Here is a 16,970-nt window from a genome sequence, read left to right on the forward strand (position 1 = left end):
GTGGTTCGAGTTGGGGAATATCTTTCGCGATGACGGCAACAATGCAGACGGGCGCTGAACATGCGAAGGCCTACACCAGGGCCTATCCTGGTCGCGCTGCCGTCGTCAGCTGGATCTTCTTCGACTGGGCCGCGCAGCCCTATTTCACGCTGATCACGACCTTCGTGTTCGCGCCCCATTTCGCGAGCTTCGTTGCGCCCGATGCCGCAAGCGGTCAGGCGCTGTGGGGCTTTGCCACAGCAGCTGCGGGACTTGCGATCGCGCTGCTGTCGCCGGTGCTGGGTGCGATCGCCGATGCCAGCGGCCGGCGCAAGCCGTGGATCGCTGTTTTCGGCGCGCTGCTGGTGATCGGCTCGAGCGCAATGTGGATCGGCAAGCCCGGCAATCCCGACATCATCCCCGCACTGCTGCTGGCCTATGCGATCGCGAGCGTCGGCGTCGAGTTCGCGACCGTGTTCAACAATGCGATGATGCCGACCCTGGTGCCGCCGGACCGGATCGGGCGGCTCTCCGGCACCGGCTGGGCCACCGGCTATGTCGGCGGTATCCTGAGTCTCGTGCTGGTGCTCGGCTTCCTCGCGGCCAATGCCGAGACCGGCCGGACGCTGTTCGGCTTCGTGCCGCTGTTCGGTCTCGATCCGGTCATGCATGAAGGCGACCGCATCACCGGGCCGCTGACCGGGCTGTGGTTCATCATCTTCGTGACGCCGATGTTCCTGTTCACGCCGGACTATCCGGCGAAACGCCCGATGCGCGCGGCGCTCGGCGAGGGCCTGCGCGAGCTCAGGAAATCATTGGCCAGCCTGCCGAAGCAGCAGTCGCTCGCGTGGTTTCTGCTGGCGAACATGATCTATACCGACGGGCTGGTCTCGCTGTTCGCGTTCGGCGGCATCTATGCCGCCGGCACGTTCGGCTGGGACACGATCCGGATCGGCACCTTCGGCATCATCCTGGCGGTCGCAGGGACGTTCGGTGGTTGGCTCGGCGGCAAGCTCGACGATGCGTTCGGGCCGAAACGCGTGATCACCGGCAGCCTCGTGATCCTGCTGTTTGCGATCGTCGTGATCCTCACCGTGAACAAGGACTCCATCCTGTTCATCCCGGTCGCGCCGCCGGAGCCGGGCGGTCCGCTGTTCGCGGGCGCCGCCGAGCGCGCCTATATCGTGCTGGGCTGCCTGATCGGCGCCACCGGCGCGCCGCTACAGGCAGCCTCGCGCTCGCTCCTGATCCGGCTCGCGCCGAAGCATCGCATCGCGCAGTATTTCGGCTTGTTCGCGCTGACCGGGAAGGTGACCTCGTCCATCGGCCCGCTCCTGATCGGCGCGATCACGGCAGCGACCGCGAGCCAGAAGTACGGCATGGCGGTGCTGGTGGTGTTCTTCGTGGTGGGGCTCATGCTGCTGGCGAAGGTGCGGGAGTAACCACTGCTGTCGTCCCGGCGAAGGCCGGGACCCATAACCACCGCAGCTCGCGTTGCGCGGCGCTGGAGCCCCAGCTTTTTCTAACAACGGACGCCTGTGGTTATGGGTCCCTGCTTTCGCAGGGACGACAGCCCCGTAGCCCGGATGGAGCGAAGCGTAATCCGGGGTCTTTGGTCCGCGGCGAAACCGTCCCGGATTTCGCTTCGCTCCATCCGGGCTACAGTCGCAGTCAATGCCTAAAATGCCGCACGCCGGTGAACACCATGGCGATGCCGTGTTCGTCGGCGGCCTTGATCACCTCGTCGTCGCGCATCGAACCGCCGGGCTGGATCACCGCGGTCGCGCCGGCCTCGATGCAGGCGAGCATGCCGTCGGCGAACGGGAAGAACGCATCCGAGGCGACCACCGAACCCTTGGTCAGGGGCTCGGCGAGCTTCAGCTCGGCCGCCGCATCCAGCGCCTTGCGGGCGGCGATGCGCGCGGAATCGACCCGGCTCATCTGGCCGGCGCCGATGCCGACGGTGGCGAGATCCTTGGCATAGATGATGGTGTTCGACTTGACGTGCTTGGCGACGCGGAAGGCGAATTTGAGATCGCGCAGCTCGGCGTCGGTCGGCGCGCGCTTGGTCGCGACCTTCAGGTTCATGTCCTCGACGACGGCATTGTCGCGGCTCTGCACCAGCAGGCCGCCGGCGACGGTCTTGGCGGTGAGGCCGAGAGCGCGCGCATTCGGCAGGCCGCCCGCAAGCAGCAGGCGCAGATTGCGCCGGCCGGCGATGATCGAGATCGCCTCCTCGGTCGCATCGGGCGCGATGATCACCTCGGTGAAGATGCCGATGATGGCGCGCGCCGCATCCGCATCGAGGGTGCGGTTGACCGCGATGATGCCGCCATAGGCCGAGGTGGAGTCGCAGGCGAGCGCGCGGGCATAGGCGGTCGCAAGATCCGGACCCTCGGCGACGCCGCAGGGGTTGGCATGCTTGACGATCACGCAGGCCGCGGTGCGCTGCGGATCGAACTCGCCGACGCACTCATAGGCCGCGTCGGTGTCGTTGATGTTGTTGTAGGACAGTTCCTTGCCCTGCAGCTGGCGTGCGGTCGCAACGCCCGGCCGCTTCTCCGGCGCGGCATAGAATGCCGCGGTCTGGTGCGGGTTCTCGCCATAGCGAAGCGACTGGATCAGTCTGCCGCCGAAAGCGCGGAAGTCCGGCGCCTTGGTGTCGAGCTGCACGGCGAACCAGTTCGAGATCGCGGCATCATAGGCCGCGGTGCGCGCATAGGCCTTGGCGGCGAGCCGCCGGCGCAGGCCGAGCGAGGTCGCGCCCTTGTGCGCGGCGAGCTCGTCGAGAACAGCTTGGTAGTCGTTTGCCTCGACCACGACGGCGACGTCGTCATGGTTCTTCGCCGCGGCGCGGATCATCGCGGGGCCGCCGATGTCGATATTCTCGATGCACTCCTCGAAGCCGGCGCCTTTGTCGACGGTGGCCTCGAACGGATAGAGGTTGACCACCAGGAGGTCGATCGGCGCGATGCCGTGCGAGGCCATCGCCGCCGCATGTTCCTTGTTGTCGCGGATCGCGAGCAGGCCGCCATGCACCTTCGGATGCAGCGTCTTGACCCGGCCGTCCATCATCTCCGGGAAACCGGTGAGCTCGGAGACGTCCTTGACCTTCAGCCCGGCCGCCGCGATCGCCTTGGCGGTGCCCCCGGTCGAGACCAGCTCGACGCCATGGTCGGAAAGCGCCTTGGCGAAATCGATCAGTCCGGTCTTGTCGGAAACGGACAACAGAGCGCGGGTCACGCGGCGAAGCTGTTCGGTCATTGAGGAAATCCCTGGCTGTTAAGGCAGCCGGGTAGCATGGTTTGGTGCCCGATGAAACCGGTGCGAGGGGGCGGAATCCCCGGAAATTGCTGCTGGATTGGCCCAAATCTTTAGCGGCTGCACATTGTCCAGCCCGTCACCCTTGTAAGTCAGGAGGCGCTGGATCGAATAGAGTGTCCGGTGCGGTAACGGACGGGAGACCGCTTCACCCCAGGGCTTTGAAGCCCGTGCCTCAGCGCGGCGCCCCGTCCGTTGTTCCATTGAACCCGAACAGTCGCGAGGGCCGCCTGGCGAGCCCGGTTGCGCAAGGATGGGTGCAGATGGACGCGATCTATGTTGGCATTGATGTATCGAAAGACCGGCTGGATGTGCATTTGCATCCGAGCGGGGAAGCCTTTGCCGTGGCGCGTGACGGCAAAGGCCTGGAAGAACTTGTTGCCCGTCTTCAGACTTGCTCGCCGACGCTGGTAGCGGTGGAAGCGACAGGCGGCTTCGAGACCATTGTCGCCGCGGCGCTGGCCGGCGCCCAGTTGCCGCTGGTGGTGGTCAATCCGGCCCAGATCCGGCACTTCGCGCAGGCGGTTGGCCAGCGCGCCAAGACCGATCCGATCGATGCGGCGATCATCGCGCGGTTTGTCGAGGCGGTGAAGCCAACGCCGCGTGCGATGCCGGATCAGGAAGCCCGGCTTCTGGCCGAACTTGTCAGCCGCCGGCGGCAGATCATCGAGATGATCGTTGCCGAGCGACAGCGCGAGAAGCGGGCCGAGAATGTGCGCGTTCGCAAGAGCCTTGCCCGCCACATCAAGGTCCTCGAGAAAGAACTGCTGGAGATCGACAACGACATCGACACGCTGGTGCGCGGTTCGCCGATCTGGCGGGCCAAGGAGGAACTGCTGGTCAGCTTTCCGGGGGTGAGCAACACGCTTGCCCGCACGTTCCTGGCCGAGGTGCCTGAACTCGGCACCCTCAATCGGCGCCAGATCGCAAGCCTCGCCGGCCTTGCTCCGTTCACCCGCCAGTCCGGCCGCTGGAAGGGCAAGAGCATGATCGGCGGCGGGCGAGCTGCACTGCGCGCCGGCCTCTACATGGCCGCCCTCTCGGCAAGCCGATATCACCCCCAACTCAAGGTCTTCTATCGACGCCTGTTGGCAGCCGGAAAGCCGAAGATGGTCGCCCTCATCGCCGTCGCTCGCAAAGTCCTCACCATCCTCAACGCCATGCTCAGGGACCAAAAACTATGGCAACCCGCTTGACGAAGAACACAGTCGCTGAGGAGCGCGCAGCGGCGTCTCGAAGGGTGGACGGCCCGGCTGTCGGCCGATTCATCCTTCGAGGCTCGCTCCGCTCGCGCCTCAGGATGACGGGGATGGTTCAGACCGCGTTGCCGGTAGCGCAGAGCTGGACGCGCCCTACAGCGGCAGTTCCGGCTCGCGGCGGGCGTTGCGGCGGGCGTTGGTGGCGGTGGCCGAGGTCGAGGAGCGCACGAAGCTCCAGCGGATGGTGGCGGCCTGCTTTGCGTCCTGCCGGATCACGATCTGGGAGGTGCGGCGCGGGCCGTCATTGCCGGCCAGGAAGACGCTGTCCTCGAGGTCGACCTTGTCGTCCAGCGCCTCGAAGGTCCAGACGTCGCGGTTGGGCAGCACCAGCATCACGCCGCGGGCATCCGACAGCCGGCTCGCCTTCACCGAGGGGTGAAGATGGAAGCGCAGCGCGAAATCGGCCTCGCTGCCCTTGATGCGGCCGCCGGGTGCCGGCGATAGCGAGTCCTCGCCCTCCATCCGCGTGCCGTCCTGGGCGATCATCAGCACGCGGCGGTGGATGACCCCGAAGCGGGAGAGATAGCCGTCATGCGAGGCGGTCAGCACGTCGCCGTCGGGGATGGCTTCGCGGTAGCTCTCGACATTGCTCGGGCCGCTGGTGACGGGCGCGCCGCGCAACAGCCGCTTCATCGCCGACAGCTCGACGAACTGGCACGATGAGGTGTCGCGATAGGTCAGCGTCGAATGCGCTGCCGTGGAGCGTGCGAACGGCCGCCAATTGTCACGCCCGGTATTCGGCATGCCGCAATTCACGACGATGCGGCTCACGCCGGAGGAGAGCTCGAACGACAGGCAGCCGGCATGCGCATCCTGGCTGACGCTTGCCGGTGGCGGCGGACCGGTGTCGATGATCAGGGTCATGTTGCCGGCATCGAGGCGCTGGAAGCCGGTGTGCGGCATGCTCGCCATCGGCACGCCGCGGGTGTCGTCATAGGCGAGCAGCGTCGCGACGAGATCGGATGGCGCGGTGCTCATGCCGTTGAACAGCGCGAAGCTGCCGTCGCCGTGCCGGAAGAAGCGCAGCATCGGCATCATGCGGTCGATCGCGTTGAGCAGCGCCGGGGGCGGCGCGATATTCCGTGCAGCAAAGGTCTGGCGCAGCGGCAGCAGATCGCTGAGCAGCTCGACCAGCGCACCGGGATTGCGCGAGATATGGCCGCCATCGGGCAGGATCTGGCGCTGCAATTCGTCCGACAGCCTGCGCGTGGCCGCTTTGATGTTACGCGCCTGGTTGGCGAGGCAGAGCGAGGCGTAGCACAGCGCGATCAGCACCTGCAGGCGCGGAACGCCGTCATTGTCGAGCGTCGAATGGCGCAGATAGCGGATCTCGCGCGCCAGCCCGCGCAGATATTTGCGGTAGAATTTTCCGTCGGTGTCGCCGAGCACCAATGGCGCCTGCGACAACAGCGAGATCACCCGCCGCGCGCGCACATCGGCGCGCCGCTCCAGCGGCCGCTTGCGCGCCTGGTTGGAGATCCAGTCGTCGACCAGCGAGCGGGCATTGGCGCGGGTCAGCGCAGTGTCGGCGGCGCGCAGGTGGCGCAGCCAGCCGAAGCCGAGCAGGGCGGCTTCCCAATCCTCCGACGGCGGTTCGAGATCGAAGATCGAGCGGCCGTGGCAGGTGACGATCTTGCCGGCGAAAACGAATCGCCCGGCATAGATCTCGGCAGCGCGGGTGGCGTCGGCGGTCCGGAGGTCGTGCGGCGCGATGATCAGCCGGTCGGTGCGGCCGGGCCAGAGCCGCGACAGTGCCACCGTGCTTCCGCTGGCGCGTGCGAGCATGCTGCGGGCAAACCGGCCAGCAATCAGCGTCGAGATGCGTCTGCTTTGAGCGACCGACACGCCTAACCTTGTGGGGAGGGAATTTTCAACGAATCCTTATTTAATCCGGAAACGCGGCCAAGACACCTTCTTGATATACAAGACACCCTCTTGATACCGCACGAATCACTTCGAGCTTAGAAGACTGAAGTTTAAAATCAGGATTTGACCAGCCGGGCGGCGTAAAAACCGTCCAGCCCGCCCAGCCGCGGGTCGGCGTTGGGCAAATGGCTGGGCAGGGTGCGCAAATCGCCGTCGGCGGTGATGATGTCGTCGAGGCCGGCGACCTCGCTTGTCTCGACCGGCGCACGGCGCAGGCCTGATTCGCTCGCCAGCAGCGCGGCAATCGCGTGCTCGCCTTCCTCCGGCTCCAGCGAGCAGGTGCAGTAGACCAGCGTACCGCCCGGCTTCAGCAGATTGGTGGCCTTATGCAAAAGACGCTTCTGCAGGGCCGTCAGTGCGGCGATGTCGCCTTCCTGGCGCAGCCAGGCGACGTCGGGATGGCGGCGGATGGTTCCCGTCGAGGTGCAGGGTGCATCGACCAGAATACCGTCAAAGCTCGCGGCTTCCGCCGGCCATTCGGCGGCGTCGGCGACGACAGTTTCCGCCTGCAACGCCAGCCGTGTGAGGTTGTCGCGCAGCCGCGCGACGCGTGCCGGCGAGCGGTCGACCGCGGTGACGAGTGCGCCGGCCAGCGCGAGCTGGGCGGTCTTGCCCCCGGGCGCCGCGCAGAGGTCCGCGATCCGCTTGTCCTTGATCTCGCCGAACAGGCGCACCGGCAGCGCGGCGGCGGCGTCCTGCACCCACCATTGGCCTTCGGCGAAGCCCGGCAGCATCGTGACGGAACCCTGCAGCAGCGTGCGTACGGTTCCCGTCGGCAGGATCTCGCCGTGCAGGCGGCTCGCCCACTGTGGCGCGTCGGACTTCACCGTGAGATCGAGCGACGGCTCATGGCCGAGCGCCAGCGCCATGTCGCGCGCGGTGGCTTCACCGTAATGCGCATTCCATCGCGCCAGCATCCATTGCGGCAGATCCAGCGTCTGCGGGCTGATCTCGTCGATCAGGCCCTGGCCCTCGCGCGCGCAGCGGCGCAGCACGGCGTTGACCAGACCGGCATATTTCGCCGCGCGCCGGTCCGACTGTACGAGCCGCACCGAGAGATCGACCGCGGCATGGTCAGGCACGTCCATCCAGAGGATCTGCGCGGCGCCGATCAGGAGCGCGCTCTGCGCGCGCGGTGCATCGGTCGGAACGCCGCGGTCGAGCAGGCGCGACAGCAGATGGCCGAGCGTGCCGAGCTTGCGCAGGATGGTCGACACCAGCCGGCGCATCAGTGCGCGGTCACGATCGGCCAGCGATTTCAGGCCGGGATGTGCGCCGGCGCCGTCGAGCTGATCGTCGAGCGTGCGGTGCTTGTGCAGCACGCCGTCGAGGATGTCGGCCGCGATACGGCGCGCCGCGAGACCGGGGACTTCGGCAGGAACTGCAAATCTTGAAGGAGGCATGGAGCGGAGATATCTCGAAGGTGCTGAGTTACATTCGGCTCATGCCATCAACTCGAAAACACCACTGGCATGCGAATATGCCAAATGTAAGAATCGTCTTGCGGGATTTCTTGATCGTGATGCCGTCACTGAGCCAACACCAAGATACGAAATTCGCAGGCAGAAAGTTTTGTCATGTCTGAGAAATCGCCATCGCCATTGTCGTCTCCGCCGGAACCCGCGCCGCGCAAGCCGCTGACGCCGGCCGCGCAGCGTGCGCTCGCCGAGGCCGCGGCGCGGCGCAAGGCTGCCGAGGAGGCCGCCGCGAAGGATGCGGCCGCGCGGCCGAAGGAATTCCAGGGTCCGAAGGGGCCGGAACCGACGCGTTACGGCGATTGGGAGACCAAGGGCATCGCCTCGGACTTCTGAGAGTCTTGCTTGACGGTCCGACTCAGATCAGTCTGGGAATATGTCCCCATACGAAAGAATAAATCCTTATCGTGGGACGGGAAGTCCGCCCTTTCGCCGCTCACCCTGGGGCCGCCGTGTCTCGGCAGCGCTGCCGTGGGTGTTCGTTCTCGGCATTGCCGTCGGCAGCATGCTGCCGATCCGCCGATGGGCGCCTGAATGGATGCCTTTGCCGTCGCACTGGTCGTTGAGCCGGTCGCGCGATGCCGATGTAATCTGGCAGCGCGCCGGCGCGCCTGACGCTCGCCATGCCGTCGATGTCATCAGGACGATCGACGGCGACACGTTCGAGGCGCGGGTGCATCTCGCGCCGGGACCCGATCTATACACGCGGGTCCGGCTGCGTGGCATCGACGCGCCGGAGCTGAAGGCGTCCTGTGCGCGCGAACTGCAGATGGCGCAAGCGGCGACAGTGGCGCTGCGCGATCTGCTCGGCCAGGGCGAGGTCGCGATCTACAATATCGGGCCCGACAAATATCAGGGTCGCGTCGTCGCCGACGTCGCGACCAGGAAGACCGACAACGTCTCCGCCGCGCTGCTCGCGGCCGGCCATGCCCGCGCCTACAATGGCGGGCACCGCTTCGGCTGGTGCGGAAATTTTGCGCGGTAGAGCAAGATGAAGTTAGGTTGAGGTGGCGACCGCAAGGACGCTGCGCTCCCTCTCCCGCTTGCGGGGAGGGCTGGGGTGGGTGTATTGCCGCGAATCCCATCGCGGAGAGAGCCGCCGCGCTACGCGCGTCGGCCTCCCCCGCAAGCGGGAGAGGCGAAGCGAGTCTGCGGCTCGGCTGATTCAACCAAAAATCATCTTGCTCTAGGCGATGATGTCATCGCCGCGACGACGCAGGAGAGGCAAACAAAAAGCCGCGCATCTGCGCGGCTTTTGTTTCGAAGCGCTCCGCGCGATCAGCGGGTGACGACGACCGTCGTGCCGATCTCGACGCGCGAATACAGATCGGTGATGTCGGTGTTCAGCATGCGGATGCAGCCATAGGAGACGAAGCCGCCGACCGAGCCGGGCACGTTGGTGCCGTGGATCGCGTATTCGCCGCCGGCCAGCGTCATCGCGGCGACGCCCATCGGGTTCGCCGGCGAACCGCCTGCGATCACGTTCGGGATGCTCGGCTTGTCGCGCTTGACCTCGGCGGGCGGCGACCAGGCCGGGTTGCGGTACTTGCCGTCGATCCGGGTGGTGCCGGCCCACTGCTTGCCGGACCTGCCGACGCCGACCGGATAACGCATCGCGTGGCCGGAATCGAGAATGAGGTAGAGCCGCCGTTCGTTGGTTTTCACCACGATGGTGCCCGGCTCATAATTGTCAGCGTGTATTCCGACCATTTCCGGCCGCGCTTCGGCCGTCTGCGACATCACAACAACAGCACCAAGGGTGGCAGCCAGCGCCACCGCAAACTTCATCGACATCAACCTCTCCACTTCCCAACAGCTCCTGCGAGGGAGCCAAAAACGAAGGTGCAGAGCCCTGAAAAAACCGGGCCCGCCGGTCTCGCGTACGCAATATTAACCGCGTGTCTTAACCGGGTGGTTTCACACCGGCCGCGAGACACGTCCTGATGGCGGGCAGAAAAGGAAAAGTTCGGATTAAAGTAAATGACCTGAAAACAACACTTGGCCACAAACGCGCCGCAATCGCCCCGCGGCCTCTGACAATCCCGTGAAATGGCCACGCCGAGCGCTTTTTCAGCCAAGCCTGTCCCGTCCGTGATGCGGGATGGATGCCGGTTCGCGTGACGAGAAAGCGAAAGGCCGCGGCGGAGATCGCGCGCGGCCCATCTTCCATGTCCCGATATTGTCGTTGCCGGATTACTTCTTGTTCTGCCGGTTCTGCACGAGGTCGTCGACCACGGCCGGATCGGCCAAGGTCGAAGTGTCGCCGAGGCTGGACGGCTCGTCCTCGGCGATCTTGCGCAGGATGCGGCGCATGATCTTGCCGGAGCGCGTCTTCGGCAGGCCGGGCGCGAATTGAATGAGGTCCGGCGAGGCAATCGGGCCGATGTCCTTGCGGACCCAGGCGACGAGCTCCTTGCGCAAGGCCTCGGTCGGCTCGGTGCCCTTCATCAGCGTGACATAGGCGTAGATGCCCTGGCCCTTGATGTCGTGCGGGTAGCCGACCACGGCGGCTTCCGACACCGCCTCATGCGCGACCAGCGAGCTCTCGACCTCGGCGGTGCCCATGCGGTGGCCAGAGACGTTGATGACGTCGTCGACGCGGCCGGTGATCCAGTAATAGCCGTCGGCATCGCGCCGGCAGCCGTCGCCGGTGAAGTACTTGTTCTTGTAGGTCGAGAAATAAGTCTGCTCGAAGCGTGCGTGATCGCCGTAGACTGTGCGCATCTGGCCCGGCCAGGATTTTGTGATGCAGAGATTGCCGGAGGTCTCGCCCTCGAGCGTCTTGCCGTCGGCATCGACGATCTCGGGCACCACGCCGAAGAACGGCCGCGTCGCCGATCCCGGCTTCAGCTTGGTCGCGCCGGGCAGCGGCGTGATCAGAATGCCGCCGGTCTCGGTCTGCCACCAGGTGTCGACGATCGGGCAGCGGTCGTCGCCGACCACGCGGTAGTACCACTCCCAGGCTTCCGGATTGATCGGCTCGCCGACCGAGCCGAGCAGGCGCAGCGATTTGCGCGAGGTCTTCTTCACCGGCCCGTCGCCGCCCTGCATCAGCGCGCGGATCGCGGTCGGCGCGGTGTAGAAGATGTTGACCTTGTGCTTGTCGACCACGTTCCAGAAGCGCGAATTGTCCGGGTAGTTCGGCACGCCTTCGAACATCAGCGTGGTCGCGCCGTTGGCGAGCGGCCCATAGAGGATGTAGCTGTGGCCGGTGACCCAGCCGACGTCGGCGGTGCACCAGTAGACGTCGCCGTCGTGATAGTCGAACACGTATTGATGCGTCATCGACGCGAACACGAGATAACCGCCGGAGGTGTGCAGCACGCCCTTCGGTGTGCCGGTCGAACCCGAGGTGTAGAGGATGAACAGCGGGTCTTCGGCATGCATGTGCTCGGCCGGGCATTCCGTCGTCACCATCTCGGCGGCCTCGTGATACCACAGGTCGCGCGTCGGGTTCATGTCGATCGCACCGCCGGTGCGCTTCACCACCACGACCCAATCGACGCCGCCGGTCTTGGCGATCGCGGCATCGACATTGGCCTTCAGCGGCACCTTCTTGCCGCCGCGCAGGCCTTCGTCGGCGGTGATGACCACCTTGGAGTCGCAGTCCTTGATGCGCTGGGCGAGGCTGTCCGGCGAGAAGCCGCCGAACACCACCGAGTGGATCGCGCCGATCCGCGCGCAGGCCAGCATGGCGTAGGCCGCTTCCGGAATCATCGGCAGATAGATCGTGACGCGGTCGCCCTTCTTGACGTTCCGCGTGCGCAGGATGTTGGCCATCTTGCAGACTTCGTCGTGCAGCTGGCGGTAGGTGATGTGCTTGGATTCGGAGGGGTCGTCGCCCTCCCAGATGATCGCGGTCTGGTCGCCGCGCTTCTCGAGATGGCGGTCGATGCAATTCCAGGCGACGTTCAGCACGCCATCCTCGAACCATTTGATCGAGATGTTGCCGGGCGCGAAGGAGACGTTCTCGACCTTGGTGAAGGGCTTGATCCAGTCGATTCGCTTACCGTGCTCGGCCCAGAAGCCGTTGGGGTCCTTGACCGAGCGCGCGTACATCTCGCGATATTTGGCGTCGTTGACATAAGCGCGCTTGGCCCAGTCGGCCGACACGTCATAGATCTTCTCGGACATCGCTTTCCTCCACTCACTGCCGATCGCAAACGACGCGCAGGCAAATCTTTTAATTCAAGCCGTCTTGATCATTGCCGCGATTATGCGTTGCCGCATTCCGGCCCGGCAAGGAAAAAGGGCTGTCACTTTCGTCGCGCCGAAGCCGCCGGATATCCCGCCGGCTTCCTCATCTGATTGGGCGGTTTACCGCGCCTGGTTGACGAGCGAAACCTATGCTCCATCGCTTGCTTCAGGTCACTGGTCTCTTGGTCGTAGTGGTATCGTTCTCTGCTCCGCTCGCCGGCGCAGATCGCCGTCACTACAGAGGCTCGCTGTCGCAAAGGAATTGCAGACCGCGATCCGTCTGGTGCGATGTTGGAGAGCCTCAAAGTAACGTTCAGGAGCGAGGTGACGCCGACGGTGACACGGCGCCAAGTGGGCCACCTACGGCGCGTTTCGATTAATGATCGCGGGGCCGCCGCGACGATCTGCGCCGACATTTTCGTCCAAACCGCCAGTGCGGCTTAATCACCTGCCAGAAGGGCCGAATGGATCGTGACCTGTGGCAGTGCCGTCCGGGCGACTTGGTGCGAAACGGCACGATCCCTGACCTGTCTCCTGCAGCCGCGGTTGCGCTTAAAAACCCTGTTCCCAAGCCGGGCTCCCGCCATTTGACCGATCCCGGAGGGCTCAAAATCAAGGTTAGCGGGCGAATGGCACCCATGAAAGGTATTTAGAAACCGTCTATAACCGATTCGCGACTCGCAATGTCAGCCTCGACGCCCTAAATCGCCAAACCGAGGCCGGACGGCCCCACCGGAACGAAGCCCGAAGCAACGGCATTACCGGGAGAACAGCGGAACAAGGCGTCTTGGAAGTATGATGGATCAGCAGAACATCGCGGCTGTGCGGCCCATGTCCGCCGATCCCGCTGTCGCCCTGGCGAAAGCGCTGGGCCAATGGCCCAAGCAGCCGCAGGCGAAGTTGCAGTCGCCCCGGGCAAGGCTCAAGCTTGACGCGCCCGCTGCCATCAAGACCTCGGTCGAGGATCTGGCGCGCGATCTCGGCCTTCGGCTCGGCGACCAGAATGAGCTGACCATCCGCCGCATCAAGCGCGGCAAGAATTATTCGTTCGTCCGTGCCAACGGCTCGCGGGTCCGCGATGCGCGGACGATCCGCCGGCTACATGCGATGGCGGTTCCGCCGGCCTATCGCCAGGTGCGCTATTCCAGCGATCCGAGCTCGCATCTGCAGGCGGTCGGCCGCGATGCCGCGGGCCGATTGCAGTACCGTTATCACGCCGACTGGGAGAAGGTCCGCGAGCAGCGCAAGGCGCATCGCCTGGCCAAGCTCGTCGCAGCGCTGCCGAAGATCCGGCGCAAGGTCTCGGCGTTCCTGTCCGGCGATGAGCCGACGCGCGAGTTCGCGCTGTCGGCGGTGATCGAGCTGATCGCCCGCACCGCGATCCGACCCGGCAACGAGTCCTATGCCCGCCTCAACGGCACCCGCGGCGCCACCACGCTTCTGAAGTCCAACGTCACGCTGGAAGACGATTCTCTGGTGCTGACCTTCAAGGCCAAGGGCGGCAAGGCCGTGCGCAAGGAATGCGATGCGGCCAAGCTGGTGCGCGCGATCGGCATTCTGCGCGGTGTCCCGGGCAAGCGCATGTTCCAGTATCACGACCGCTCCGGCGTGGTCCGCGCTGCCTCGACCACGGCGGTGAATGCGTTCCTGCGCGAGCTCGCCGGCATCAAGATCTCGCTGAAAGATTTCCGCACCCTGATGGCCTCGGCCGTCGTCGTGGAATCGCTGTCGCGGATCACGCCGGCCGCCAGCCAGCGCGGCCGCAAGCGCCAGGTGCTGGACGCGATCCGCGCCGCCGCCGACCAGCTCTCCAACACGCCGGCGATCTGCCGCAAGAGCTATGTCCACGACACTATCGTCACGGCGTTCGAAGACGGCATCCTCGAGCGCTTCGCCGCGACGATGGGCGGTTACCGCACCCAGTCCAAGCGCGAGCAATTGCTGGCGCAGGTGGTGATGGCGGCCGGGGCGTAAGCCCGCCGCAAACTCCGCTGTCGTCCCGGCGAAGGCCGGGACCCATTACCCCAAATGGTGATTGTTGAGACAAGCTGTGGCCACAGCGCGCTCCAACAATGCGCGTCTGTGGTTATGGGTCCCGGCCTTCGCCGGGACGACAGTAGAGCGGGACGCTACAGCCCGCCCATCTTGCAGACGTATTTCCATTCCTCTGATGTCACCGGCTGCACCGAGAGCCGCGAATATTTCACCAGCGCCATGTCGGCGAGCTTCTTGTCGGCCTTGATCGCGGCCATCGTCACCGGCGTCTTCAGCGGCTTGTCGGCCTTGATGTCGACGCAGACGAACTTGCCGGTCTTGTCGGTCGGATCGGGATAGGCTTCCTTGATGATCTCGGCGATGCCGACGATCTCCTTGCCCTCGTTGGAATGATAGAAGAACGCCTTGTCGCCCTTCTTCATGTTGACGAGGTTCTGCCGCGCCGTGAAGTTGCGCACGCCGGTCCAGGCTTCGCCCTTCGCGCCCTTGGCGACCTGCTGGTCCCACGACCAGGTCGACGGTTCGGATTTCACCAGCCAGTAATTCATCGCAACTCACCCCGTTCTCGAGCGTCCATTGCGCGGCAATCTACAGGCAGCCGGATGCCCGCGACAAGCACGGGCATCTGATCTTGATGGCAACACTCACTGCTTCAGGTATCGATCGAAGAATTTGGCGATGTCGGTGAACGCTTCTTTGGTCTCGGGCGCATCGACGTTCATCTGGTACTGCGCGTGGGATTGCCCGTCATAGACATTGAGATCGGCGATTACGCCGGCGCGGCGCAGCTTGCGATGCGTGCGAACCGTGTTGCTGAGGAACAGGTCGCGCGTGCCTGATGTCAGGATGGTCGGCGGGAAACCCTTGAAGTCCCCGTAGATCGGCGAAATGTAGGGATTCTTCAGGCTGGTCCCGTTGGCATAGAGCTTTGCCGCGCGACCGAGCCATCCGTCCCAGGTCACCAGCACGTTATCGACCCACTCATTGCTCGCGTAGCTGTCGCCGATCTTGTCGATGTCGGACCATGGCGTACCCGGCGCGATGGCGGCCGGCAGCGGCAGCTTCTCGTCCCTCGCCCGCAACACCATCGCAAGCGTCATCGCGCCGCCGGTCGAGGTGCCGAAGATCGCCAGCCGGTGGCGCTCGTGCGATTTCAGGACTTCCTTCCAGACCGCCATCGCGTCGTCCATTGCGGCCGGATAGGGGAAGTCCGGCGGCATCCGGTAATCGACCGAGATCACCTTGTAGCCGCCAAAGCCGGCCATCATGATGGCTTCCGGCAACGCCGCTTCGCCGGGGCCGAACACGTAGCCGCCGCCATGCACGTGGATCAGCAGGCGCCGCCGGTTCTCAAGCGCGATCTTGTTCGGCGTCACGATGTAGCAGTGCACGCCGGCAATCCTGGTTTCCTCGACCTTGACGCCGAGCTTCGCCTTCATGGCCGGAATGCCCGCGATCACGAGCTTGGCGCGGCGGTCGATCAGCTCCTTCCACTCCGCAGGGGTCTTCGGGTCGGCGTTGAAATGCGGCGGATAGGGCGTGCCGATCATCGCCTGCATCTCCGGGGAGACGTCACTTGAGGGATTGCCGATCGATTTGAGCGGGGCGATCCGCTTGCCATTCTCGGCGTTCGCCGCAGCCTCGCGCTTGGCGAGTTCGTCGTAAGGTACGGCCGTTTGCGCGCGCGCGGTGGCGCAGGAGGTGGCGACGGCAAACAGAATGCTGATCGAAACGATAACGTGACGCGGTTGCCGCATATACTTTCCCCAAGTTTGATTTCTTGTTGTTGGAACGGGATCCGACGGTCGCCGCTACGCTAGCACAGCGCATGATCTCTGTGCGGAAGTTCGCGCCGTCAAGCGTGACCGGCGCAGATCCGCTTTGGGTGGTTGAATGCCGTCCGGGGTAGCTCACCGGCGGCGAAGTCCAGGAAGCTCCGAATGCGCGGCGCCATCAGCCGTGCGCTGGGATAGACCAGCTGCACCGGTATCGGCGCGACTTCATAATCCCGCAGCACACGGACCAGGGACCCCGCCGCGAGTTCACCGGCAACCTGGTAGGACAGCACCCGCGTCAAGCCCATGCCGTCACGCGTCAGTCCGATCGCCGTCTCGGCGCGGTTGACCTCCATACGGCTCGATACCTTGACCTTCTGCGGGCCGCTTTGCTTGTGCTGGAACGACCAGGCTGCGGGGCTCGCCTGATTGACGAAGGTCACGGCGTGATGCCGCGCGAGATCGTCGGGTCTGCCCGGCCGGCCATGCCGCTTCAAATAATCGGAGCTGGCGACGACAATGCGTCGGACTTCCCCGACGCGCCTGGCCCTCAGCGAGGAGTCCGTCAGATGGCCGATCCGCAGCGCGATGTCGATCCGCTCGTCGATCAGATCGACGAGACGATCCTCGAGCGCCAGTTGCAGCGTGATGTCAGGGTGACGTTCAAGGAATGTGCGCACCAGCGGTGCGATGTGGCGGCTGCCGAACAGCGTCGGCGCTGACAGCTTGATGTTGCCGCGCAGGCTTGCGGCCTCGCCGATCGCGCCGTCGATCGCGTCGTCATAATCGGCGAGCAGGCGGCGCGCTTGCGCCGCAAGCCGCGCGCCGGAGTCGGTCAGCGACAGCTTTCGCGTGGTCCGCTGCAGCAGCCGGGTGCCGAGGCGCCGCTCGAGCTCGGCGACGATCCGCGTCGTCGAGGAGGGTGAACGTGCGAATTTTCGGCCGGCGGCCGCAAACTTTCCGCTGTCGACGATCGCGAGAAACAGGCGGAGCTCCTCGAGCCGGTCCATCGTCATCCCTCCCCGATTGTTCTGAGACACGGA

13 protein-coding genes are annotated in these 16,970 nt (G+C 65.1%); 5 read left to right on the forward strand and 8 right to left on the reverse strand.

All coding sequences use genetic code 11. From position 1 onward, the window contains the following. The first annotated feature begins 41 nt into the window (after positions 1-41). Positions 42-1,421 (forward strand): MFS transporter, encoded by a 1,380-nt coding sequence (locus ACVIGB_RS31930; protein WP_456719690.1) that lies wholly within the window; start codon positions 42-44, stop codon positions 1,419-1,421. A gap of 229 nt (positions 1,422-1,650) precedes the next feature. On the opposite strand, the gene purH is transcribed toward ACVIGB_RS31930, so the two are convergent. Next, a complete protein-coding gene (gene purH, locus ACVIGB_RS31935; RefSeq protein ID WP_456719689.1) occupies positions 1,651-3,243 on the reverse strand; it encodes a bifunctional phosphoribosylaminoimidazolecarboxamide formyltransferase/IMP cyclohydrolase in 1,593 nt (530 codons plus the stop codon). Positions 3,244-3,563: 320 nt separating this feature from the next. On the opposite strand from purH, the gene ACVIGB_RS31940 reads away from it, so the two are divergent. Beyond that, positions 3,564-4,496, forward strand: a complete 933-nt coding sequence (locus ACVIGB_RS31940) for an IS110 family transposase (RefSeq protein WP_456718658.1) — start codon at positions 3,564-3,566, stop codon at positions 4,494-4,496. A 156-nt stretch (positions 4,497-4,652) separates the two neighbouring features. On the opposite strand, the gene ACVIGB_RS31945 is transcribed toward ACVIGB_RS31940, so the two are convergent. Both ACVIGB_RS31945 and ACVIGB_RS31950 read right to left on the reverse strand, forming a co-directional pair. Next, positions 4,653-6,344: a heparinase II/III family protein gene (locus tag ACVIGB_RS31945; protein WP_456725032.1), complete on the reverse strand. Its 1,692-nt coding sequence runs from the start codon at positions 6,342-6,344 to the stop codon at positions 4,653-4,655. Positions 6,345-6,541: 197 nt separating this feature from the next. Next, positions 6,542-7,888: an RsmB/NOP family class I SAM-dependent RNA methyltransferase gene (locus tag ACVIGB_RS31950; RefSeq protein ID WP_456719688.1), complete on the reverse strand. Its 1,347-nt coding sequence runs from the start codon at positions 7,886-7,888 to the stop codon at positions 6,542-6,544. Between the two features lie 174 nt (positions 7,889-8,062). Here ACVIGB_RS31950 and ACVIGB_RS31955 point away from each other — a divergent pair, with 174 nt between their 5' ends. Continuing rightward, positions 8,063-8,296, forward strand: coding sequence for a DUF1674 domain-containing protein (locus ACVIGB_RS31955; RefSeq protein ID WP_092121196.1), 234 nt, complete (start codon positions 8,063-8,065; stop codon positions 8,294-8,296). Positions 8,297-8,336: 40 nt separating this feature from the next. Continuing rightward, positions 8,337-8,945: a thermonuclease family protein gene (locus ACVIGB_RS31960; RefSeq protein ID WP_456719687.1), complete on the forward strand. Its 609-nt coding sequence runs from the start codon at positions 8,337-8,339 to the stop codon at positions 8,943-8,945. A 293-nt stretch (positions 8,946-9,238) separates the two neighbouring features. Here ACVIGB_RS31960 and ACVIGB_RS31965 read toward each other — a convergent pair whose 3' ends face one another. Next, on the reverse strand, positions 9,239-9,754 hold the full coding sequence (locus ACVIGB_RS31965; protein WP_456719686.1) for a L,D-transpeptidase: 516 nt from the start codon (positions 9,752-9,754) through the stop codon (positions 9,239-9,241). A gap of 399 nt (positions 9,755-10,153) precedes the next feature. Next, positions 10,154-12,094: an acetate--CoA ligase gene (acs, locus tag ACVIGB_RS31970; RefSeq protein WP_456719685.1), complete on the reverse strand. Its 1,941-nt coding sequence runs from the start codon at positions 12,092-12,094 to the stop codon at positions 10,154-10,156. An 858-nt stretch (positions 12,095-12,952) separates the two neighbouring features. Between acs and ACVIGB_RS31975 the strand changes: the two genes are divergently transcribed. Then, positions 12,953-14,131, forward strand: a complete 1,179-nt coding sequence (locus tag ACVIGB_RS31975; RefSeq protein ID WP_456719684.1) for a DNA topoisomerase IB — start codon at positions 12,953-12,955, stop codon at positions 14,129-14,131. 155 nt (positions 14,132-14,286) lie between these two features. Here ACVIGB_RS31975 and ACVIGB_RS31980 read toward each other — a convergent pair whose 3' ends face one another. The 3 genes from ACVIGB_RS31980 to ACVIGB_RS31990 form a co-directional block, all read right to left on the reverse strand. After that, complete coding sequence (locus tag ACVIGB_RS31980; protein ID WP_092121214.1) at positions 14,287-14,700, reverse strand: EVE domain-containing protein; 414 nt, start codon at positions 14,698-14,700, stop codon at positions 14,287-14,289. 96 nt (positions 14,701-14,796) lie between these two features. Beyond that, complete coding sequence (locus ACVIGB_RS31985; protein WP_456719683.1) at positions 14,797-15,909, reverse strand: alpha/beta hydrolase; 1,113 nt, start codon at positions 15,907-15,909, stop codon at positions 14,797-14,799. Between the two features lie 98 nt (positions 15,910-16,007). Beyond that, positions 16,008-16,937, reverse strand: a complete 930-nt coding sequence (locus ACVIGB_RS31990) for a LysR substrate-binding domain-containing protein (RefSeq protein WP_456719682.1) — start codon at positions 16,935-16,937, stop codon at positions 16,008-16,010. Positions 16,938-16,970: the final 33 nt, after the last annotated feature.

The sequence above is a fragment of the Bradyrhizobium sp. USDA 4341 genome (genome assembly GCF_054063755.1).